This window comes from Leclercia adecarboxylata (assembly GCF_023639785.1).
GTDB classification, from domain to species: domain Bacteria; phylum Pseudomonadota; class Gammaproteobacteria; order Enterobacterales; family Enterobacteriaceae; genus Enterobacter; species Enterobacter adecarboxylatus_D.
In genome coordinates this window covers 713,490-734,201 of record NZ_CP098325.1, presented here as the reverse complement: position 1 = coordinate 734,201, position 20,712 = coordinate 713,490, and the positions used below count along the sequence as shown (strand labels likewise).

17 protein-coding genes and 1 riboswitch are annotated in these 20,712 nt (G+C 58.0%); of the genes, 13 read left to right on the top strand and 4 right to left on the bottom strand.

Annotated features, from left to right (window positions below):
• Nucleotides 1-553 precede the first annotated feature (553 nt).
• The 5 genes from leuL to leuD all read left to right on the top strand — a co-directional run bounded on the left by leuL (nucleotide 554) and on the right by leuD (nucleotide 5,415).
• Nucleotides 554-640, top strand: a complete 87-nt coding sequence (leuL, locus tag NB069_RS22510) for a leu operon leader peptide (RefSeq protein ID WP_350223412.1) — start codon at nucleotides 554-556, stop codon at nucleotides 638-640.
• 93 nt (nucleotides 641-733) lie between these two features.
• Nucleotides 734-2,305, top strand: coding sequence for a 2-isopropylmalate synthase (gene leuA, locus NB069_RS03455; protein WP_250587797.1), 1,572 nt, complete (start codon nucleotides 734-736; stop codon nucleotides 2,303-2,305).
• Nucleotides 2,305-3,396: a 3-isopropylmalate dehydrogenase gene (leuB, locus tag NB069_RS03450; protein ID WP_250587796.1), complete on the top strand. Its 1,092-nt coding sequence runs from the start codon at nucleotides 2,305-2,307 to the stop codon at nucleotides 3,394-3,396. Before leuA ends, leuB begins: the two co-directional genes overlap by 1 nt.
• Before the next feature lie 2 nt (nucleotides 3,397-3,398).
• The gene (leuC, locus tag NB069_RS03445; protein ID WP_250587795.1) at nucleotides 3,399-4,799 is read left to right on the top strand and encodes a 3-isopropylmalate dehydratase large subunit; all 1,401 of its coding nucleotides are present in this window, start codon (nucleotides 3,399-3,401) and stop codon (nucleotides 4,797-4,799) included.
• 10 nt (nucleotides 4,800-4,809) lie between these two features.
• Complete coding sequence (gene leuD, locus NB069_RS03440; RefSeq protein WP_250587794.1) at nucleotides 4,810-5,415, top strand: 3-isopropylmalate dehydratase small subunit; 606 nt, start codon at nucleotides 4,810-4,812, stop codon at nucleotides 5,413-5,415.
• Between the two features lie 54 nt (nucleotides 5,416-5,469).
• On the opposite strand, the gene NB069_RS03435 is transcribed toward leuD, so the two are convergent.
• Together NB069_RS03435 and sgrT are read right to left on the bottom strand one after the other, a co-directional pair.
• Nucleotides 5,470-6,648: a sugar efflux transporter gene (locus NB069_RS03435; RefSeq protein WP_250587793.1), complete on the bottom strand. Its 1,179-nt coding sequence runs from the start codon at nucleotides 6,646-6,648 to the stop codon at nucleotides 5,470-5,472.
• 103 nt (nucleotides 6,649-6,751) lie between these two features.
• On the bottom strand, nucleotides 6,752-6,904 hold the full coding sequence (gene sgrT / locus NB069_RS03430) for a glucose uptake inhibitor SgrT (protein ID WP_250587792.1): 153 nt from the start codon (nucleotides 6,902-6,904) through the stop codon (nucleotides 6,752-6,754).
• 87 nt (nucleotides 6,905-6,991) lie between these two features.
• On the opposite strand from sgrT, the gene sgrR reads away from it, so the two are divergent.
• The 4 genes from sgrR (at nucleotide 6,992) to thiQ (ending at nucleotide 12,066) form a co-directional block, all read left to right on the top strand.
• Nucleotides 6,992-8,647, top strand: a complete 1,656-nt coding sequence (gene sgrR / locus NB069_RS03425) for an HTH-type transcriptional regulator SgrR (protein WP_250587791.1) — start codon at nucleotides 6,992-6,994, stop codon at nucleotides 8,645-8,647.
• Between the two features lie 36 nt (nucleotides 8,648-8,683).
• Nucleotides 8,684-8,783, top strand: a riboswitch (TPP riboswitch).
• 34 nt (nucleotides 8,784-8,817) lie between these two features.
• The gene (gene thiB, locus NB069_RS03420; RefSeq protein WP_250587790.1) at nucleotides 8,818-9,801 is read left to right on the top strand and encodes a thiamine ABC transporter substrate binding subunit; all 984 of its coding nucleotides are present in this window, start codon (nucleotides 8,818-8,820) and stop codon (nucleotides 9,799-9,801) included.
• Entirely contained in the window at nucleotides 9,777-11,387 is a 1,611-nt protein-coding gene (thiP, locus tag NB069_RS03415; RefSeq protein WP_250587789.1) for a thiamine/thiamine pyrophosphate ABC transporter permease ThiP, read from the top strand. Before thiB ends, thiP begins: the two co-directional genes overlap by 25 nt.
• Nucleotides 11,371-12,066, top strand: coding sequence for a thiamine ABC transporter ATP-binding protein ThiQ (thiQ, locus tag NB069_RS03410; protein ID WP_250587788.1), 696 nt, complete (start codon nucleotides 11,371-11,373; stop codon nucleotides 12,064-12,066). The genes thiP and thiQ overlap by 17 nt, the downstream gene beginning before the upstream one ends.
• 5 nt (nucleotides 12,067-12,071) lie before the next feature.
• On the opposite strand, the gene NB069_RS03405 is transcribed toward thiQ, so the two are convergent.
• Together NB069_RS03405 and araC are read right to left on the bottom strand one after the other, a co-directional pair.
• Nucleotides 12,072-12,839 carry a DedA family protein gene (locus NB069_RS03405; protein ID WP_250587787.1) on the bottom strand — a complete coding sequence of 256 codons (768 nt, stop codon included), beginning with the start codon at nucleotides 12,837-12,839 and terminating at the stop codon, nucleotides 12,072-12,074.
• Nucleotides 12,840-12,968: 129 nt separating this feature from the next.
• The gene (gene araC, locus NB069_RS03400) at nucleotides 12,969-13,814 is read right to left on the bottom strand and encodes an arabinose operon transcriptional regulator AraC (RefSeq protein WP_250587786.1); all 846 of its coding nucleotides are present in this window, start codon (nucleotides 13,812-13,814) and stop codon (nucleotides 12,969-12,971) included.
• Between the two features lie 335 nt (nucleotides 13,815-14,149).
• Between araC and araB the strand changes: the two genes are divergently transcribed.
• The 4 genes from araB to polB all read left to right on the top strand — a co-directional run bounded on the left by araB (nucleotide 14,150) and on the right by polB (nucleotide 20,631).
• Nucleotides 14,150-15,859, top strand: a complete 1,710-nt coding sequence (gene araB, locus NB069_RS03395) for a ribulokinase (RefSeq protein WP_250587785.1) — start codon at nucleotides 14,150-14,152, stop codon at nucleotides 15,857-15,859.
• Nucleotides 15,860-15,869: 10 nt separating this feature from the next.
• Entirely contained in the window at nucleotides 15,870-17,372 is a 1,503-nt protein-coding gene (gene araA / locus NB069_RS03390; RefSeq protein WP_103823226.1) for an L-arabinose isomerase, read from the top strand.
• Between the two features lie 51 nt (nucleotides 17,373-17,423).
• A complete protein-coding gene (gene araD / locus NB069_RS03385) occupies nucleotides 17,424-18,119 on the top strand; it encodes an L-ribulose-5-phosphate 4-epimerase (protein ID WP_250587784.1) in 696 nt (231 codons plus the stop codon).
• A 154-nt stretch (nucleotides 18,120-18,273) separates the two neighbouring features.
• Nucleotides 18,274-20,631 carry a DNA polymerase II gene (gene polB / locus NB069_RS03380; RefSeq protein WP_250587783.1) on the top strand — a complete coding sequence of 786 codons (2,358 nt, stop codon included), beginning with the start codon at nucleotides 18,274-18,276 and terminating at the stop codon, nucleotides 20,629-20,631.
• The last annotated feature ends 81 nt before the right edge of the window (nucleotides 20,632-20,712 follow it).

Sequence of the window (20,712 nt, the reverse complement as noted above, 5' to 3'; positions counted from 1 at the left end):
ACAAGCTAAAGAGAAATGTTACAAATTAGGAATATATAAATACCCGTCGGCGGTGACAGGGTTACGGTATAAGAAAAGAAAACACGCTTAAGAAAAAACAAAACATATCGATTAGTTTATATTGTAAATGAAATCATAAATCACACAAATAAACAACAAGGCAATCCGTTAAGTACTAATTAAGTTTTAATAAAACATTACCAGCAATCTAATTAAAATGATTAACATTTTATTATCAGGATAGCCACCTTTGCCTCAAGTTTGATCAACGCATCAGGGTAACTTAATGAAAGATAAAGAATTGAAAACCCATGATTATTGTTTCTAAAATTTAAATAAGTGCAATAAAATATATTTAAATAATTCCAGCGATAAAAACCACGACATAAATCAGAAGAACAAAATTGCCATACAGGGAAAATCCAGCACAATAAGCTAATTTCACCCTCGTGAGTCAGGGGCGCCAATGGGCGTTTTCGCATCGAAAGGGTTGACATCAATCTGCGTATCCAGTACCACTAAAAGCATATCTTACTTATCTGGGACATGATTCATGATTCACAGCATTCGTTTCACCGGTCTACTACTACTAAACGCATCCACTGTGCGCGGTAGACTGGCGGGCGAAATTCAGCGTTGAATCGTTCCCTGGTTAAGACAAAAAACCCGCGCCACTGCGCGGGTTTTTTTATGCTCGTAGCAAGGCGCCCAAATTCAGACAAGGACCTAACCCATGAGCCAGCAAGTCATTATTTTCGATACGACCTTACGTGACGGTGAACAGGCATTACAGGCAAGCCTGAGCGTTAAAGAGAAATTGCAGATTGCTCTGGCCCTTGAACGTATGGGCGTAGACGTGATGGAAGTCGGCTTCCCGGTCTCTTCTCCCGGTGATTTTGAGTCCGTGCAGACCATCGCCCGCACCATCAAAAACAGCCGGGTCTGCGCCCTGGCTCGCTGCGTCGAGAAAGATATCGATGTCGCCGCCGAGTCGCTGAAAGTCGCCGAAGCTTTCCGCATTCATACCTTTATTGCCACCTCGCCGATGCATATCGCCACCAAGCTGCGCAGTACGCTGGATGAGGTGATCGAGCGCTCTATCTATATGGTAAAACGCGCCCGCAATTATACCGACGACGTTGAGTTCTCCTGTGAGGATGCAGGCCGTACGCCGATTGAAGATCTGGCCCGCGTGGTTGAAGCGGCCATCCGTGCCGGTGCTACCACCATCAACATCCCTGATACCGTCGGCTACACCATGCCGTTCGAATTCTCCAACATCATTACCGGCCTGTATGAGCGCGTGCCGAATATTGATAAAGCCATTATCTCCGTTCACACCCACGACGATTTAGGCCTGGCGGTGGGTAACGCCATCGCCGCGGTCCATGCCGGCGCACGCCAGGTTGAAGGCGCGATGAACGGCATCGGTGAGCGCGCCGGTAACTGTTCACTGGAAGAAGTGATCATGGCGATCAAAGTGCGCAAAGACATCATGAACGTGCAGACCCGCATCAATCACCAGGAAATCTGGCGCACCAGCCAGACCGTCAGCCAGATCTGCAACATGCCAATCCCGGCGAACAAAGCGATCGTTGGCACCGGCGCCTTCGCCCACTCCTCCGGTATCCACCAGGACGGCGTGCTGAAGAACCGTGAAAACTACGAAATCATGACGCCAGAATCCATCGGTCTGAATCAGGTGCAGTTGAACCTGACCTCCCGCTCTGGCCGTGCGGCGGTTAAACACCGTATGGAAGAGATGGGTTACAAAGATACCGACTACAACATGGATCACCTGTACGACGCCTTCCTGAAGCTGGCCGATAAAAAGGGTCAGGTCTTTGATTACGATCTGGAAGCGCTGGCGTTTATCAACAAACAGCAGGAAGAGCCAGAGCATTTCCGTCTGGACTACTTCAGCGTGCAGTCGGGCTCAAGCGACATCGCTACCGCCTCCGTCAAGCTGGCCTGCGGCGAAGAGATTAAAGCCGAAGCGGCTAACGGCAACGGTCCGGTCGATGCCATCTATCAGGCCATTAACCGCGTCACCGATTACGACGTTGAGCTGGTCAAATACGATCTGACGGCGAAAGGCCAGGGCAAAAACGCGCTGGGTCAGGTCGACATCGTGGTCAACTATAACGGGCGTCGCTTCCACGGCGTGGGCCTCGCGACCGATATCGTCGAATCCTCCGCCAAAGCCATGGTTCACGTCCTGAACAACATCTGGCGTGCCGCGGAAGTTGAAAAAGAGTTGCAACGCAAAGCTCAGAATAAAGAGAACAAAAAGGAAACCGTGTAATGTCGAAGAATTACCATATTGCTGTGTTGCCGGGTGACGGAATTGGCCCGGAAGTTATGGCACAGGCGCTGAAGGTTCTGGAAGCTGTCCGCACCCGTTTTGCGATGAAAATTACCACCAGCCACTATGACGTGGGCGGTATCGCGATCGATAACCAGGGTACGCCGCTGCCGCAGGCAACGGTGACCGGCTGTGAGAATGCCGACGCGGTATTGTTCGGTTCCGTGGGTGGCCCGAAATGGGAACACCTGCCGCCAGCTGAGCAGCCAGAGCGCGGCGCGCTGCTGCCGTTGCGTAAACACTTCAAGCTGTTCAGCAACCTGCGCCCGGCCAAACTGTATCAGGGGCTGGAAGAGTTCTGCCCGCTGCGCGCCGATATCGCCGCTAACGGCTTCGACATTCTGTGCGTCCGTGAACTGACCGGCGGCATCTACTTCGGTCAGCCGAAAGGCCGTGAAGGCAGCGGTCAGCACGAGAAAGCCTTTGATACCGAGGTGTATCACCGTTTTGAGATCGAGCGCATCGCCCGTATCGCATTCGAATCTGCCCGCAAACGCGGCCATAAAGTGACCTCTATTGATAAAGCGAACGTGCTGCAATCCTCAATCCTGTGGCGCGAAATCGTCAACGAAATCGCTCAGGAGTACCCGGACGTTCAGCTGTCGCATATGTATATCGACAACGCCACCATGCAGCTGATTAAAGATCCGTCCCAGTTCGACGTGCTGCTGTGTTCCAACCTGTTCGGCGACATTCTCTCCGACGAGTGCGCGATGATCACCGGTTCCATGGGCATGCTGCCATCCGCCAGCCTGAACGAAGAAGGTTTTGGCCTGTACGAACCGGCAGGCGGCTCCGCGCCGGACATCGCAGGCAAAAATATTGCTAACCCGATTGCGCAGATCCTCTCCCTGGCACTGCTGCTGCGCTACAGCCTGAATGCTGACGACGCGGCAACGGCCATCGAAAGCGCCATCAACCGCGCGCTGGAAGAAGGCATTCGCACCGGTGATTTGGCCCGTGGTGCGGCCGCAGTCGGTACTGATGAAATGGGTGATATCATCGCCCGCTATGTCGCTGAAGGGGTGTAATCATGGCGAAGACGTTGTACGAAAAATTGTTTGATGCGCACGTGGTCTTCGAAGCGCCGAACGAAACCCCACTGCTCTATATCGACCGCCACCTGGTGCATGAAGTGACGTCGCCACAGGCGTTTGATGGCCTGCGCGCGCACCATCGTCCGGTGCGTCAGCCCGGTAAAACCTTTGCGACGATGGATCATAACGTTTCGACGCAGACCAAAGACATCAACGCCTCCGGTGAGATGGCGCGTATTCAGATGCAGGAGCTGATTAAGAACTGCAAAGAGTTCGGCGTTGAGCTGTACGACCTGAATCACCCGTATCAGGGGATTGTCCACGTGATGGGCCCTGAGCAGGGCATCACCCTGCCGGGAATGACCATCGTCTGCGGCGACTCCCATACTGCGACCCACGGTGCGTTCGGCGCGCTGGCGTTCGGTATCGGCACCTCGGAAGTAGAACATGTGCTGGCGACCCAGACCCTGAAACAGGGCCGCGCGAAGACCATGAAAATCGAAGTCACCGGCGAGGCCGCTCCGGGCATCACCGCAAAAGACATTGTGCTGGCGATCATCGGTAAGACCGGCAGCGCAGGCGGCACCGGCCATGTGGTGGAGTTTTGCGGCAGCGCAATCCAGGCCCTGAGCATGGAAGGCCGCATGACCCTGTGCAACATGGCCATTGAAATGGGGGCGAAAGCCGGGCTGGTTGCGCCGGATGAGACCACCTTCGCTTATGTCAAAGATCGTCTCCATGCCCCTAAAGGTCAGCATTACGATGACGCGGTTGCGTACTGGAAAACCCTGAAAACTGACGAAGGCGCGGTGTTCGACACCGTTGTCACCCTGCAGGCCGAAGCGATTGCGCCTCAGGTCACCTGGGGCACTAACCCGGGTCAGGTGATCTCCGTAAATGACAGCATTCCCGATCCGGCCTCGTTTGCCGATCCGGTTGAGCGCGCCAGCGCAGAGAAAGCGCTGGCCTATATGGGCCTGAAACCGGGCGTGCCGCTGACCGACGTGAGCATTGATAAAGTATTTATTGGCTCCTGCACCAACTCGCGCATTGAAGATCTGCGCGCGGCGGCAGAAGTGGCGAAAGGTCGTAAAGTGGCGCCGGGCGTACAGGCGCTGGTAGTGCCTGGTTCCGGCCCGGTAAAAGCGCAGGCAGAGGCCGAAGGTCTGGATAAGATTTTCATTGAAGCAGGCTTTGAGTGGCGTCTGCCGGGTTGCTCCATGTGTCTGGCCATGAACAACGATCGCCTGAATCCGGGCGAGCGCTGCGCCTCCACCAGCAACCGTAACTTTGAAGGTCGTCAGGGGCGCGGTGGGCGCACACATCTGGTTAGCCCGGCAATGGCCGCGGCCGCCGCAGTGACCGGCCATTTCGCTGATATTCGCAGCCTGAAATAAGGAGACCATCATGGCAGAGAAATTTACCCAACATACTGGCCTGGTGGTCCCTCTGGACGCGGCTAACGTCGATACCGACGCCATCATTCCGAAGCAGTTTTTGCAGAAGGTCACCCGCACCGGTTTTGGCGCACATCTGTTTAACGACTGGCGTTTTCTGGATGACAAAGGCGAAGTGCCAAACCCGGAGTTCGTGCTGAACTTCCCGGCATTTAAAGGCGCCTCGATCCTGCTGGCGCGGGAAAACTTCGGCTGTGGTTCCTCGCGTGAACATGCGCCGTGGGCGCTGACCGATTACGGTTTCAAGGTGGTGATTGCGCCGAGCTTTGCCGACATCTTCTACGGCAACAGCTTCAACAACCAGCTCCTGCCGGTCACCCTGAGCGACGAGCAGGTCGACGAGCTGTTTACATTAGTGCAAAACAACCCGGGTGTTACTTTTGAAGTGGATCTGGAAGCGCAGGTGGTCAAAGCCGGAGAAAAAACCTACAGCTTTAACATCGACGCGTTCCGCCGCCACTGCATGATTAACGGCCTGGACAGCATCGGGCTGACCCTGCAGCACGAAGACGCCATTGCTGCTTACGAGAGCAAACAGCCCGCCTTTATGAGCTAACGCTTTAACCCGCATGATAAAAAGTCCATTGCACGAGCAATGGACTTTTTTTATTCAGACATCTTTTACCCGCCAGGTGAGCACCAGGGTCACCAGCGAAATCCCCGCAATGACCATGTAAACCGCAGAATGTCCGTAGCTTTGCGCCAGCGCCCCCTGGATAATCCCCGCCAGAATCACGCCGGTTGAAATGCTGTTGGTAAACAACGTTGTGGCAGAGCCCGCCCGTCCCGGCATCAAATCCTGGAACCAGAGCATGCCAATCCCGGCGATGATACCGATAAAGACCGCGTTAAACAGTTGCAGGGCGAGCAGCGCTTCACGGCTGTGAAACAGGATCAACCCCAGATAAAACAGCACACCCGCCGCCACCGCCACCACCATCATCCGGCGTTTACCAAAATATTTCACGTAGTAGCCCGCAAGGATCATCGCCGGGATTTCCAGCCCGGCGGCGGTGCCCATTAAGATCCCGGCCAGCTTGTCCGGCAGGCCCAGATCGCTGCTGATCCACAGGGGCATATCGATGATATACATGGTGTTGCAGGTCCACATCAGCGTGGAGGCGATAAACAGCCTGCGGACATTTTTATTTTTCCAGCCGCTTACCTCCGTCACCGGAACGGCAGTCGTCGATTCCACCCTCGCAACGGAAGGCAGTGCGAAGGCAATCAGCCCCAGGCTGATTGCAAAAATGGCCGCCGCAATGGAGAACATGGCGGTAAAGCCGTAGTTAAGCGCCAGCATGAATGCCAGCGGCGGGCCGATAACCCAGGCCAGCGAAAGCTGGGCACGCATCACCGAGCTGAACATCACCACTTCGCGCGCGGAGCTGTCGGCATATTCCCGCGCCAGAGCAAACAGCTGCGGCATGGCGGTATTGGCCAGTGCAGCCAGCAGCACGCCGCAGGTTAATAAGGTCAGATAATGACGGTTAAAGGCAAACAGCAGCGCGTTGCCAATCGCCATCGCGCAGCAAAAGAGGATTAACTTGCGGCGATCGCCCTGGCTGTCGGAGCGCTTCGCCAGCCAGAGGCTGACCAGGATCCCGGCGACGGCATTGACGGTATAGAACAGCCCCACCCAGAACGGCTGAGCGCCCACCTCGCGGCTCAGGAACAGGCTCAGGGTCGGCGCCTGCAGTGCCCCGGCTACGCCCATCATAAAAGCCACCATTAAAAAAGCGGCGTAAACACCGTTGAGGCGGCGTCCCATCGTCATTAACCAGAGCATTCCCTATTCCCTTTAGCGCACGTGAAAACGAAAAAAGCCAGCAGATGATACCTGCTGGCGTGGTGATTAGCACCAATACTCAGTCACACATGACAGAAGCAATTCAGCGTTCCGAGGTCGACGTTGTCACCTCCCACTGCATCAGATCTTCCAGTATTTTCAGCCGCTGTTCTGCGCACCGGCGGGCCAGCCAGGACACTCCCTTTGTCGCTGAGAAGTACTGGCGGTAAAACTGATTTGTGGCAGACCTCTTCATAATCACCTCCTCGCTTCATCGAAGTGAATTATTGGCTTAATATAGGGATTAATAAATTGCTGATTTTTTGTCAGGAGTTCCTCTTTTATGTCTTCTGGTCGTCTGCAACAACAATTCATCCGCCTGTGGCAGTGCTGTGACGGCCAGACCCGGGAGACCACGCTCAGCGAGCTGGCCGATCTGCTCAGCTGTTCGCGTCGTCATATGCGGACCCTGCTTAACACTATGCAGCAGCAGGGATGGCTGAGCTGGGAAGCCGAAGCCGGGCGCGGCAAGCGTTCGCGCCTTACCTTCCTCTACACCGGGCTCGCGCTACAGCAACAGCGGGCGGAAGATCTGCTCGAGCAGGATCGCATCGAGCAGCTGGTGCAGCTGGTCGGCGATAAGGCCGCGGTGCGCCAGATGCTGGTTTCCCATCTCGGACGTAGCTTCCGTCAGGGCAAACATATCCTGCGCGTGCTCTATTATCGTCCGATGAAAAACCTTTTACCGGGCAGTGCGTTACGGCGATCGGAAACCCATATGGCACGGCAGATATTTAGCGGTCTGACGCGCATAAATGAGGAAAATGGGGAACTGGAAGCCGACATTGCGCACCACTGGCAGCAGCTCTCCCCGTTGCACTGGCGGTTTTTTTTACGGCCAGGCATCCATTTTCATCACGGACGCGAGCTGGAGATGGCCGATGTCATCGCCACGCTGCAGCGCGCCCGTGAATTACCTCTTTACTCGCACATCAGCCGGATCCAGTCCCCCACGGCCTGGACCCTCGATATTGAGCTCTCCCAGCCCGACCGCTGGCTGCCGTGGCTGCTGGGATATGTGCCGTCGATGATCCTGCCGCGCGAATGGGAAACCATGCCCAACTTTACCGGCCATCCCGTGGGAACAGGGCCTTACGCCGTTTCCCGCAATAACAATAATCAGCTGAAGATCCGCGCCTTTGAGGACTACTTTGGCTATCGGGCCTTGATTGACGAAGTGAACGTCTGGGTGTTGCCGGATCTCAATGAAGAGCTGAGCGTCGGCCTGACCCTGGAAGGGCCAACGGAGGGGGAAAAGGCAGTCGAGAGCCGCCTCGAAGAGGGGTGCTACTATCTGTTGTTCGATGCCCGCTCTCATCGCGGTGCCAGCCCCGAGGTCCGGCAGTGGATAAGCCGCATCCTTTCCCCTGCCAATCTGATCTATCAGGCCGAAGAGATGTATCAGTCCTACTGGTTCCCGGCGTATGGCCTGCTGCCACGCTGGCACCATGCCCGTCCGGGACGCGGCGACAAACCGGCCGGGCTGGAGAGTATCACCCTGACCTTCTACCGGGATCATATTGAACATCGGGTGATCGCCAGAATGATGAGCGAACTGTTGGCAGCCGAGCAGGTGACGCTCAACATTCAGGAGGTCAGCTATGAGGAGTGGCATCGCGGAGAGATCGTCAGCGACATCTGGCTCAACAGCGTCAACTTCACCCTGCCGCTGGATTTCTCGCTGTTCTCGCATCTGTATGAAGTGCCGCTTCTGCAAAACTGCATCGCGCGCGACTGGCAGCAGGATGCCGCACAGTGGCGCGCCGGGGAGATGAATCTTGCGGTCTGGTGCCAGCAACTGCTGGCCCAGCAGGCGATCGTCCCACTGATCCACCACTGGCTGATGATCCAGGGGCAGCGCAGTATGCGCGGTTTAAGGATGAATACGCTGGGCTGGTTTGACTTTAAATCGGCGTGGTTTGCGCCGCCGGAACCATAACACTTTCGTAATATTCACCAAATCATTACAATACCGCCGTTCTCAACGGGGTGCTGCGCGAAAGCGTGTGCTGAGAAAATACCCGTCGAACCTGATCCGGATAACGCCGGCGAAGGGATTTGAGGCTGTCGCTCAAAATCCTTTGCCACTCTCAAACAATGAGGTGCAAAGTGTTCAAAACTGTTCTTCCCCTGCTGGCGCTGGTTGCGCTGCCTGCCGTTGCCAGTCCTGTACTGACGGTCTACACCTACGACTCATTCGCTGCCGACTGGGGCCCTGGCCCGGCGGTCAAAAAGGCCTTTGAAGCCGACTGTAAATGCGAGCTGAAATTCGTGGCGCTGGAAGATGGCGTCTCGCTGCTGAACCGCCTGCGTATGGAAGGTAAAAACAGTAAAGCCGACGTGGTGCTGGGTCTGGATAACAATCTGCTGGAAGCGGCAACCCAGACCGGGCTGTTCGCCAAAAGCGGCGTGGCGACCGATGCGGTTAACGTCCCTGGCGGCTGGAAGAACGACACCTTTGTGCCGTTCGATTACGGCTACTTTGCCTTTGTCTATGACAAAAACAAGCTGAAAAACCCGCCGAAAAGCCTGAAAGAGCTGGTTGAGAGCGACCAGAAATGGCGCGTGATCTATGAAGATCCGCGCACCAGCACGCCGGGGCTGGGCCTGCTGCTGTGGATGCAAAAAGTATATGGCGACAAGACCCCGGAAGCCTGGCAGAAACTGGCCGCCAAAACCGTCACCGTGACCAAAGGCTGGAGCGAAGCCTACGGTCTGTTCCTGAAAGGCGAGAGCGATCTGGTGCTGAGCTACACCACTTCCCCGGCATACCACATCATTGCCGAGAAAAAAGAGAACTACGCGGCCGCTGACTTTGCCGAAGGCCACTATCTGCAGGTGGAAGTCGCCGCCCGTACCGCAGCCAGCAAACAGCCGGAACTGGCCGAGAAGTTCCTGAAATTTATGGTCTCGCCATCGTTCCAGAATGCTATTCCGACCGGCAACTGGATGTACCCGGTGACCAACGTAACGTTACCGGCCGGTTTTGACACCCTGGTGAAACCGCAAACCACGCTGGAATTTACTCCTCAGGAGGTCGCCGGGGAACGAGCAGCATGGATCAGTGAATGGCAACGCGCCGTCAGCCGTTAATCGCCGGCTGGTTACTCCCGGGTTTGCTGGCCGCCATCCTGATGGTGGCCGTCGCCCTGGGGGCTTTTCTGGCGCTGTGGTTTAACGCCCCCGTTACCGATGTCGCGGCGCTGCTGAACGACAGCTATCTGTGGCACGTTATCCGCTTCTCTTTCTGGCAGGCGTTTCTCTCCGCCCTGCTCTCGGTTACGCCCGCCCTGTTTCTTGCCCGCGCCCTCTACCGGCGACGGTTCCCGGGCAGGCAGGCGCTGCTGCGCCTGTGCGCCATGACCCTGATCCTGCCGGTGCTGGTGGCAATATTTGGCATTCTCAGCGTCTACGGGCGTCAGGGCTGGCTGGCCGGACTTTGCCACGCACTCGGGCTGGAGTGGACCTTCTCGCCGTATGGCCTGCAGGGGATCCTGCTGGCGCACGTCTTTTTCAACATGCCGATGGCCACACGCCTGCTGCTGCAGGCGCTGGAGAATATCCCCGGCGAGCAGCGCCAGCTTGCGGCCCAACTCGGGATGCGCGGCTGGTCATTTTTCCGCTTCGTCGAATGGCCGTGGCTGCGCCGTCAGATCCCCCCGGTTGCGGCGCTGATCTTTATGCTCTGCTTTGCCAGCTTCGCTACCGTGCTCTCACTCGGCGGCGGGCCGCAGGCTACCACCATCGAGCTCGCCATCTACCAGGCCCTGAGCTACGACTACGATCCGGGCCGCGCGGCACTGCTTGCCATCGTGCAGATGGTCTGCTGTCTGGGGCTGGTGATGCTGAGTCAGCGGCTGGGGAAAGCCATCCCCGTTGGCAGCAACCAGCTCGCAGGCTGGCGCGATCCGCAGGACAGCCTGCAAAGCCGCCTGGCCGATGGCCTGCTTATTACCCTCGCCCTCCTGCTGTTGCTCCCGCCGCTGCTGGCCGTAGTGGTCGACGGCCTGAATCTCAACCTGCTGTCGGTACTGCAACAGCCGGTACTCTGGCAGGCGCTGGGCACCTCGCTGCGCATTGCGCTCGGTGCCGGGCTACTCTGCGTCCTGCTGACCATGATGCTGTTGTGGACCAGCCGTGAGCTGTATGCCCGCCAGGCAATCGTCGCCGGACAGGCGCTGGATCTCAGCGGCATGCTGATCCTGGCAATGCCCGGCATCGTGCTGGCGAGCGGCTTTTTTCTGCTCTTCAACAGCACCGTCGGCCTGCCCGAATCGGCCGATGGCATTGTCATCTTTACCAACGCCCTGATGGCGATCCCTTACGCGCTGAAGGTGCTGGAAAACCCGATGCGCGATCTCAGCGCCCGCTATACCCTGCTCTGCGACTCCCTGGGGATGCACGGCTGGCAGCGGCTGAAGGTGGTGGAGCTGCGCGCCCTGAAACGCCCGCTGGCCCAGGCCCTTGCCTTTGCCTGCGTGCTGTCGATTGGCGATTTCGGCGTGGTGGCGCTGTTTGGCAACGATGATTTTCGCACTCTGCCGTTCTGGCTTTACCAGCAAATAGGCTCGTACCGCAGCCAGGACGGTGCCGTCACGGCGCTGCTGCTGCTCTTGCTATGCTTTGCGTTATTTACCGTTATCGAAAAACTTCCGGGGCGTGATGTTAAAACTGACTGATGTAACCTGGCTTTATCAGCACCTGCCGATGCGCTTTACCTTGTCCGTGCGCCAGGGGGAACTTATCGCCGTGCTCGGCCCCAGCGGCGCGGGCAAAAGCACGCTCCTCAACCTGATTGCCGGTTTTCTGCAACCGGCCAACGGCAGCATCGCGATCGACGGTCACGATCACACCCGGACGCCGCCTTCACAGCGCCCGGTGTCGATGCTGTTCCAGGAAAATAACCTCTTCACGCATCTGACCGTGCGTCAGAACATTGGCCTCGGCATGCATCCGGGCCTGAAGCTGAGCGCTGCTCAGCAGCAGAAGCTGCGCGACATCGCGATTCAGATGGGGATAGACGATTTGCTGGATCGCCTGCCGGGCGAGCTCTCGGGCGGCCAGCGCCAGCGTGTCGCGCTTGCGCGCTGTCTGGTGCGCGAACAGCCTGTCCTGCTGCTGGATGAGCCCTTCTCGGCACTCGATCCTGCATTACGTCAGGAGATGCTGTTGCTGGTCAAAGAGGTGTGCGAGCGTCAGCGGTTGACGATGCTGATGGTGTCGCACAGCGTGGAAGATGCGCTCAGGATCGCCCCACGGTCAGTGGTGATTGCCGATGGCCGTATCGCCTGGGATGGCGATACGGAACAGCTGGCGAGTGGGAAAGCAAGCGCGTCGCGCCTGCTGGGGATCCACTGACACATTCAGCGGCTGACAACCTTAAGCAGGATCTCGCCATATACCGGCATCAGCGGATGGCGGATAAGCGCCACCAGCGCCACTACGGCGATACCCAGGGTAACGGGGGCCAGCCAGAACAGGCGGCCTCGCGGCAGGTACGCGCTAAGACGATCCGCAGAGGCTTTCCCGCTACGCCACAGCCGCCAACAGAGCCAGGCCGCCAGCCACAGCAGCAGCGCGGTCGCCAGCAGCAGCCATTTAAAGCCCCCACTCTGGGCATCCGCAGGAATATCAATTGCCGCCCCGGCCAGAATGCCCGGCAGGAAGTAAAACGGCGGCCATAAGAGGCAGCCAATCAGGTTCGGCACGATAAATTTGGCGACCGGCAGATCCAGCATCCCCGCCACCATCGGCACCAGCGGACGCGTCGGCCCCACAAAGCGGCCCACCAGAATGGTGAACATGCTGTGTTGATGCAGGGCATGCTCGGTTTTGTCGAGAAGGGCTTTGTTTTTCTTCATGAATGACCAGCGGTGCAGCGGCTTTTTAAAGCGCCAGCCCAGCCAGAATGAGATCCAGTCCCCCAGCAGGCAACCGACGATCCCCGCCAGCCACGCCTGCCAGAAGTTAACCTCGCCGTTGCCAATCAGCGCGCCGAGCCCGGCCATCAGGACCGTGCCGGGCAGGATCAGCCCGACCAGCGCCAGCGATTCCAGAAAGGCCACTAACGCCACAGCGATGAGCGAATAGGTAACGGACTGGGTAATAAAATGTTCCAGCAATGCCTGCATAACAGTTCCGGTCAGGTGACGAAGCAGGGATTCTGCGAACAGAAACCTGCTGCGTCAAGACAACAATTGTCTGAATAGTTTACCGGGTGTGAGCAGGATCCTGTGAATTTGTTTAGTTTTATTTACCTTCTATTCACATCCGGCGCGGAATTCGCTCGGGCTGGCACCGGTGCATTTTTTAAAGACCCGTGAAAAGTAGAGCTGGTCCTCAAAGCCCACGTTACGCCCGACGGTGGCGATCGGCATGCGGGTCGTGCTGAGCAACAGCTTGGCCTGGCTGATGCGCTGATCTTCGCGCCAGCTCAGCACGCTCACCCCCAGCTGCTGCCGGAACAGGTGCGACAGGCGCGAGGGAGACAGGCAGACATGCTGGGCGACGCTGGCGATATCGAACTGGCTGTCCGCCAGATGATCGCTGATGTACTGGCAGGCTTCGCGCACCCGGTGATCCAGCGGCGGATTCAGCGATTCATTGATCGCCTCCATCCGGCGCAACAGGAGCTGCTCCAGCAGATTGATGGCCAGCAGTTCGGCATAGCGCCCCCCGGCCTGTCCGGCCTCAATGATCTGGGCAAAGAGTTCACGAAACTGCGGCTGATGCGCTTCGTCCGGGCGATAGAAGCCGGTATGGGCAAACATCGACGGCCAGGCCAGCCACTCCTGCCAGTAGGCGCGGGGGCGAAAGTAGACCCACTGGTGATACCACTCCCGGGCATCGGGGTGACGGCCATAGTGGTGAATTTCACCCGGTGGAAAGAGCAAAATATCCCCCGGACGGCAGACAAAGGTTTGATCGCCGTTCTTGATGACCCCCTCTCCGCGCACGGTCAGGTTAAGGATATAGCCCTTCATCCCCAGCGGTCGGTCAACGTAAAAATCGAGATACCCTTCCGCCTCAATGGGCGTCAATCCTGCAACCAGATGCGCGTTAAACGAGTAGCCCGGCAGCAGGGGATCGCTTTGCGTTTCAGCCATATTTTCAGTACTCCTGACAGTCCTGAAGGAAACCATTTGTCCATATCATCAAAAGCGGCATAAAAAAGGGGAGCTTAAAGATCGAAAAGGCATCAGCACGCTTTTATGTCCGCCATCATAACGCTTCCGTTGCGATTTATCCGTAACATCGAGCGGGTGGGCAGTAACAAAAGTGTCTATAACCACGGCAGAAATGTCCACATCCATTATTTGCACGGCGTCACACTTTCTCATGTCACAGCAAAATCATCCATAAGATTAGCGGATCCTGCCTGACGATTTTCCCCCTCAATCTCTAATGTTCATTCATATCTGTTTTTTGATGGAGCAACACCATGGCAATTGCGATTGGCCTCGATTTTGGCAGTGACTCAGTACGTGCCCTGGCAGTGGAGTGCACAACGGGTCAGGAGATAGCAACCAGCGTCGAGTGGTATCCGCGCTGGCAAGAGGGGCGCTATTGCGATGCGCCGAACAATCAGTTTCGCCATCACCCGCGTGACTATATCGAGTCGATGGAAGCGGCAATCAAAACCGTGCTGGCAGAGTTAAGCGAAGAGCAGCGCGCTCAGATCGTCGGGATTGGCGTGGACAGCACCGGCTCTACCCCGGCGCCGATTGACGCCGACGGCCACGTTCTGGCGCTGCAGCCGGCGTTCGCCGATAACCCGAACGCCATGTTCGTCCTGTGGAAAGACCATACCGCGGTCGAAGAAGCCGAAGCCATCACCCGTTTGTGCCATCAGCCGGGCAAAAACGACTACTCCCGCTACATTGGCGGCATTTACTCCAGCGAGTGGTTCTGGGCGAAGATCCTGCACGTGACCCGTCAGGATCCACAGGTGGCGCAAGCGGCTGTGTCGTGGATTGAGCTGTGCGACTGGGTTCCGGCCCTGCTCTCCGGCACTACCCGCCCGCAGGATATCCGTCGCGGTCGCTGCAGCGCCGGGCATAAATCCCTCTGGCATGAGAGCTGGGGTGGCCTGCCGCCTGCCGCCTTCTTTGACGAACTCGACCCGATCATCAACCAGAATCTCGATTACCCCCTGTTTACCGATACCTGGACTGCAGATATCCCGGTCGGCACGCTGTGCGCCGAGTGGGCGGAACGTCTGGGTCTGCCGCAGACCGTTGCTATCTCCGGCGGCGCCTTCGACTGCCACATGGGCGCGGTTGGCGCAGGGGCTCAGCCCAACACGCTGGTGAAAGTGATCGGGACCTCCACCTGCGACATTCTGACGGCGGATAAAGCCAGCGTCGGCGATCGCGCCGTGAAAGGCATCTGCGGCCAGGTAGACGGCAGCGTGGTGCCGGACTTTATCGGCCTGGAAGCGGGTCAGTCCGCCTTCGGCGATATCTACGCCTGGTTTGGCCGCGTGCTGGGCTGGCCGCTGGATCAACTGGCCGCCGCTCACCCGGAACTGAAAACCCAGATCGCCGAGAGCAAAAAACAGCTGCTGCCGCAGTTGACCGACGCCTGGGCGAAGAACCCCTCACTTGATCATCTCCCGGTGGTTCTGGACTGGTTTAACGGCCGCCGTACGCCGAATGCCAACCAGCGCCTGAAAGGGGTGATTACCGATCTTAACCTCGCCACCGACGCCCCGGCGCTGTTTGGCGGGCTGGTCGCGGCTACCGCCTTTGGCGCCCGCGCCATTATGGAGTGCTTCACCGAACAGGGCATCGCCGTTAATGAAGTGATGGCCTTGGGCGGTATCGCCCGTAAAAACCCGGTGATCATGCAGGCCTGCTGCGACGTGCTGAACCGTCCGCTGCAGATTGTCGCCTCGGATCAATGCTGTGCCCTGGGCGCGGCAATCTTCGCCGCGGTGGCGGCGGGCGTACATGCGGATATCCCGTCGGCGCAACAGCATATGGCCAGCAAGGTAGAAAGCACCCTGCAACCGCGCCCGCAGCAGGCGCAACGTTTTGAACAGCTCTATCAGCGCTACCAGCAGTGGGCGAAGAGCGCTGAGCAGCACTATCTCCCTGTCGCCGCCCCGGTTAAGAGCATCCCGGAATCCACGGCAACCCTGACACATTAAGGACACGATAATGACGATTTTTAATAATTATGAAGTGTGGTTTGTGATTGGTAGCCAGCATCTTTACGGGCCGGAAGCCCTGCGCCAGGTAACACAGCATGCAGAACACGTGGTCAACGCCCTGAATGCGGAAGCAAAACTGCCGTGCAAGCTGGTGCTCAAGCCGCTGGGTACCTCTCCGGATGAAATCACCCATATCTGCCGTGACGCCAACTACGACGACAAATGCGCGGGCCTGGTGGTGTGGCTGCACACCTTCTCCCCGGCCAAGATGTGGATCAACGGTCTTTCCATCCTCAACAAACCGCTGCTGCAGTTCCATACCCAGTTCAACGCGGCGCTGCCGTGGGACAGCATCGATATGGACTTTATGAACCTGAACCAGACCGCGCACGGCGGCCGCGAGTTCGGCTTCATCGGCGCGCGCATGCGTCAGCAGCACGCGGTTGTAACCGGCCACTGGCAGGACAAACAGGCCCACCAGCGGATTGGCTCCTGGATGCGCCAGGCGGTATCAAAACAGGATACCCGCCAGCTGAAAGTGGTGCGTTTTGGCGACAACATGCGTGAAGTGGCGGTAACTGACGGCGATAAAGTGGCCGCGCAGATTAAGTTTGGTTTTTCCGTCAATACCTGGGCGGTGGGCGACCTGGTGCAGGTGGTCAATGAAATCAGCGACGGCGACGTGAATGCGCTGGTGGACGAGTATGAAAGCAGCTACCGCCTGACGGCGGCGGCACAGGTTAACGGTGATAAACGCCAGAACGTGCTGGATGCAGCCCGTATCGAGCTGGGGATGAAGCGCTTCCTGGAACAGGGCGGCTTCCATGCCTTCACCACCACCTTTGAAGATCTTCATGGCCTCAAGCAGCTTCCGGGCCTGGCGGTACAACGTCTGATGCAGCAGGGCTATGGCTTTGCCGGTGAAGGCGACTGGAAAACCGCCGCTCTGCTACGCATCATGAAAGTGATGTCGACCGGTCTGCAGGGCGGCACCTCCTTTATGGAGGATTACACCTACCACTTCGAGAACGGCAACGATCTGGTGCTGGGCTCGCACATGCTGGAAGTCTGCCCGTCGATCGCCGTGGATGAAAAACCGATCCTCGACGTGCAGCATCTTGGCATTGGCGGCAAAGCCGATCCGGCGCGTCTGATCTTCAACACCCGTACCGGTCCGGCGATTAACGCCAGCCTGATCGATCTGGGCGATCGTTTCCGCCTGCTGGTGAACTGCGTTGACGCCGTCGAAACCCCGCACGCCCTGCCGAAACTGCCGGTAGCCAACGCCCTGTGGAAAGCACAGCCGGATCTGGCCACCGCCTCCGAAGCCTGGATCGTGGCGGGCGGCGCGCACCACACCGTCTTCAGCCATGCCCTGGATCTCAACGACATGCGTCAGTTCGCTGAACTGCACGACATCGAACTGACGGTCATTGATAACGACACCCGTCTGCCAGCCTTTAAAGATGCGCTGCGCTGGAACGAAGTCTACTACGGTTCAAAACGTTAACAGGGGAACCTTTGGCCTGCCGCAGGGCGGGCCTTTTTTCCTGGAGGAAACATGCTGGAAGATCTCAAACGTCAGGTGCTTGAAGCCAACCTGGCTCTGCCGGAACATAACCTCGTTACCCTGACCTGGGGCAACGTCAGTGCCGTCGACCGCGAAGCAGGCGTGTTCGTGATTAAACCCTCCGGGGTCGACTACCGGGTGATGACCGCCGAGGACATGGTGGTGGTCAGCCTCGCCACCGGCGAAGTGGTTGAAGGGAAGAAAAAGCCCTCCTCCGATACGCCAACCCACCGCCTGCTGTATCAGGCTTTCCCGACAATTGGCGGTATTGTGCATACCCACTCACGTCACGCCACCATCTGGGCGCAGGCAGGCCAGCCGATCCCGGCGACCGGCACCACCCACGCCGACTATTTCTATGGCACCATCCCCTGCACCCGCAAGATGACCGATGCCGAGATCAACGGCGAGTATGAGTGGGAAACCGGTAACGTGATTGTCGAAACCTTCGAGAAACAGGGTATTGACGCCGCCCAGATGCCGGGGGTGCTGGTTCACTCTCACGGTCCGTTTGCCTGGGGCAAAAATGCCGAAGACGCGGTACATAACGCCATTGTGCTGGAAGAGGTGGCCTATATGGGCATCTTCTGCCGCCAGCTGGCACCGCAACTGCCGGATATGCAGCAAACCCTGCTCGATAAACATTATCTGCGCAAGCACGGCGCGAAGGCGTACTACGGGCAGTAAAACCGCCCGGTGGCGCGGCGCTAACCGGGCCTACGGAACCAGCAGACCGGATAAGCGCAGCGCCATCCGGCAAATACACCACTGTATAAAACCTCAGCACACCACCCGCAACCAGGCTATAATCAGGCCTGGTTTTGTTTTATGAGAGAACGGTGTGGCGCAGGCGCAACAAGGCTTTTTACTCACCCGGCACTGGCGTGATACGCCCCAGGGCACCGAAGTGGATTTCTGGCTGGCGACCGATAACGGTCCGCTGCACATTACCCTACCTGCCCAGGAGTCCGTCGCGTTTATTCCTGAGCCTGACGTCGAAAAAGCCCGTCAGCTGTTGCAGGGTGAAAACGGCTGGCGGCTGACCCCCCTTGCGCTAAAAGATTTCCATCGCCGCCCGGTTTACGGCCTCTACTGCCGTGCCCACCGCCAGCTGATGCGCTATGAGAAACTGCTGCGCGAGGCGGGCGTGACCCTCTACGAAGCCGATGTTCGCCCCCCGGAACGCTTTCTGATGGAGCGCTTTATCACCGCCCCGGTGTGGGTGGACGGTACGCCCCTGGGCGACCGGCTGATCGATGCCCGGCTCAAGCCCAATCCACATTATCGCCCGCCCCTGAAATGGGCGTCGGTGGATATTGAAACCACCCGCCACGGAGAGCTTTACTGCATCGGCATTGAGGGGTGCGGCCAGCGGGTTGTTTATATGCTGGGCCCGGCCAACGGCGACCCAACCGGGCTCGATTTTCAGCTGGAATATGTCAACAGCCGCCCGCAGCTGATCGAGAAACTTAACGCCTGGTTTGCCGAACACGACCCTGACGTCATCATCGGCTGGAACGTGGTGCAGTTCGATCTGCGGGTATTGCAAAAACATGCCGAGCGCTACCGCATTCCCCTGCTGCTCGGGCGCGGCAACAGCGAGCTGGAGTGGCGCGAGCACGGGTTTAAAAACGGCGTCTTCTTTGCTCAGGCTAACGGGCGGTTGATTATCGACGGCATCGAGGCGCTGAAATCCGCGTTCTGGAGCTTCTCGTCATTTTCGCTGGAGTCGGTGTCGCAGGAGCTGCTCGGCGAGGGCAAATCTATCGACAACCCGTGGGACAGGATGGACGAAATTGACCGCCGGTTCGCGGAAGATAAACCTGCTCTGGCCACCTATAACCTGAAAGACTGCGAGCTGGTCACGCGCATTTTCCACAAAACCGAGATCATGCCGTTCCTGCTGGAGCGCGCCACGGTCAATGGTCTGGCGGCTGACCGGCACGGCGGCTCCGTGGCTGCCTTCAGCCATCTCTATTTTCCACGCATGCACCGGGCGGGCTACGTAGCCCCGAATCTCGGTGATGTACCGCCGCAGGCCAGCCCCGGCGGCTACGTGATGGACTCCCGGCCCGGTCTGTATGACTCGGTGCTGGTGCTGGATTATAAAAGCCTTTACCCGTCTATCATTCGCACCTTCCTGATCGATCCGGTTGGGCTGGTGGAAGGCCTCGCCCAGCCGGATGAACAGCACAGCACCGAAGGCTTCCTCGGGGCGCGTTTCTCCCGGGAAAAACACTGCCTGCCGGAGATCGTCAGCCAGATCTGGTACGGGCGGGAAGAGGCCAAGCGCCACGGCAATAAACCGCTCTCCCAGGCCCTGAAGATCATCATGAATGCCTTTTACGGCGTACTCGGTACCAGCGCCTGCCGCTTCTTCGATCCGCGTCTGGCCTCGTCGATTACCATGCGCGGCCACGAGATCATGCGCCAGACCAAAGTGCTGGTGGAATCCCGGGGCTATGACGTGATTTATGGCGATACCGACTCCACCTTCGTCTGGCTTAAGGGCGCACACGGCGAAGCGGAAGCGGCAGCTATTGGTCAGTCTCTGGTGGAATACGTCAACAGCTGGTGGCGAACCCACCTGCAAGAAGCGGGTTTAACCAGCGCCCTGGAGCTGGAGTATGAGACCCACTTCTGCCGCTTTTTAATGCCCACCATCCGGGGAACCGATCAGGGCAGTAAGAAACGCTACGCCGGGCTTATCCAGGAGGGGGACAAGCAGCGGATGGTGTTCAAAGGGCTGGAAACCGTGCGTACCGACTGGACCCCGCTGGCGCAGCGTTTCCAGCAGGAGCTTTATCTGAAAATATTCCGTCGCGAGCCCTATCAGGATTTTGTGCGCGAGACCATCGCCAGCCTGATGGCGGGTGAACTGGATGCGCAACTGGTCTACCGCAAGCGCCTGCGCCGCCCCCTGGCGGAGTATCAGCGCAACGTGCCTCCCCACGTTCGTGCCGCGCGGCTTGCCGATGAAGAGAACGTTCGGCTTGGGCGCGCGCCGCAGTACCAGAATCGCGGCACCATCAAGTACGTCTGGACCACCAGCGGCCCGGAGCCTGTGGATTATCAGCGCTCCCCCCTTGACTATGACCACTACCTTACGCGCCAGCTACAGCCCGTCGCGGAGGGAATTTTACCGTTCATGGACGACGACTTTGCTACACTGATGACAGGTCAGTTGGGGCTTTTTTGACAGGTGACGAAATCGCTGCCATCCAGTACCATAGCGCCCTTTCCATTCCCGGACCCATTATTCGATTACCGCCATTTCTGG

Bases quoted from the DNA above. Each gene is read 5' to 3' on its own strand.
- leuB (WP_250587796.1), top strand. From the start codon at position 2,305: ATGTCGAAGAATTACCATATTGCTGTGTTGCCGGGTGACGGAATTGGC.
- NB069_RS03435 (WP_250587793.1), bottom strand. From the start codon at position 6,648: ATGCTCTGGTTAATGACGATGGGACGCCGCCTCAACGGTGTTTACGCC.
- thiQ (WP_250587788.1), top strand. From the start codon at position 11,371: ATGTTAAAACTGACTGATGTAACCTGGCTTTATCAGCACCTGCCGATG.
- araD (WP_250587784.1), top strand. From the start codon at position 17,424: ATGCTGGAAGATCTCAAACGTCAGGTGCTTGAAGCCAACCTGGCTCTG.
- sgrR (WP_250587791.1), top strand. From the start codon at position 6,992: ATGTCTTCTGGTCGTCTGCAACAACAATTCATCCGCCTGTGGCAGTGC.
- leuL (WP_350223412.1), top strand. From the start codon at position 554: ATGATTCACAGCATTCGTTTCACCGGTCTACTACTACTAAACGCATCC.
- NB069_RS03405 (WP_250587787.1), bottom strand. From the start codon at position 12,839: ATGCAGGCATTGCTGGAACATTTTATTACCCAGTCCGTTACCTATTCG.
- thiP (WP_250587789.1), top strand. From the start codon at position 9,777: ATGGCAACGCGCCGTCAGCCGTTAATCGCCGGCTGGTTACTCCCGGGT.
- leuD (WP_250587794.1), top strand. From the start codon at position 4,810: ATGGCAGAGAAATTTACCCAACATACTGGCCTGGTGGTCCCTCTGGAC.
- araB (WP_250587785.1), top strand. From the start codon at position 14,150: ATGGCAATTGCGATTGGCCTCGATTTTGGCAGTGACTCAGTACGTGCC.
- sgrT (WP_250587792.1), bottom strand. From the start codon at position 6,904: ATGAAGAGGTCTGCCACAAATCAGTTTTACCGCCAGTACTTCTCAGCG.
- leuA (WP_250587797.1), top strand. From the start codon at position 734: ATGAGCCAGCAAGTCATTATTTTCGATACGACCTTACGTGACGGTGAA.
- leuC (WP_250587795.1), top strand. From the start codon at position 3,399: ATGGCGAAGACGTTGTACGAAAAATTGTTTGATGCGCACGTGGTCTTC.
- araC (WP_250587786.1), bottom strand. From the start codon at position 13,814: ATGGCTGAAACGCAAAGCGATCCCCTGCTGCCGGGCTACTCGTTTAAC.
- araA (WP_103823226.1), top strand. From the start codon at position 15,870: ATGACGATTTTTAATAATTATGAAGTGTGGTTTGTGATTGGTAGCCAG.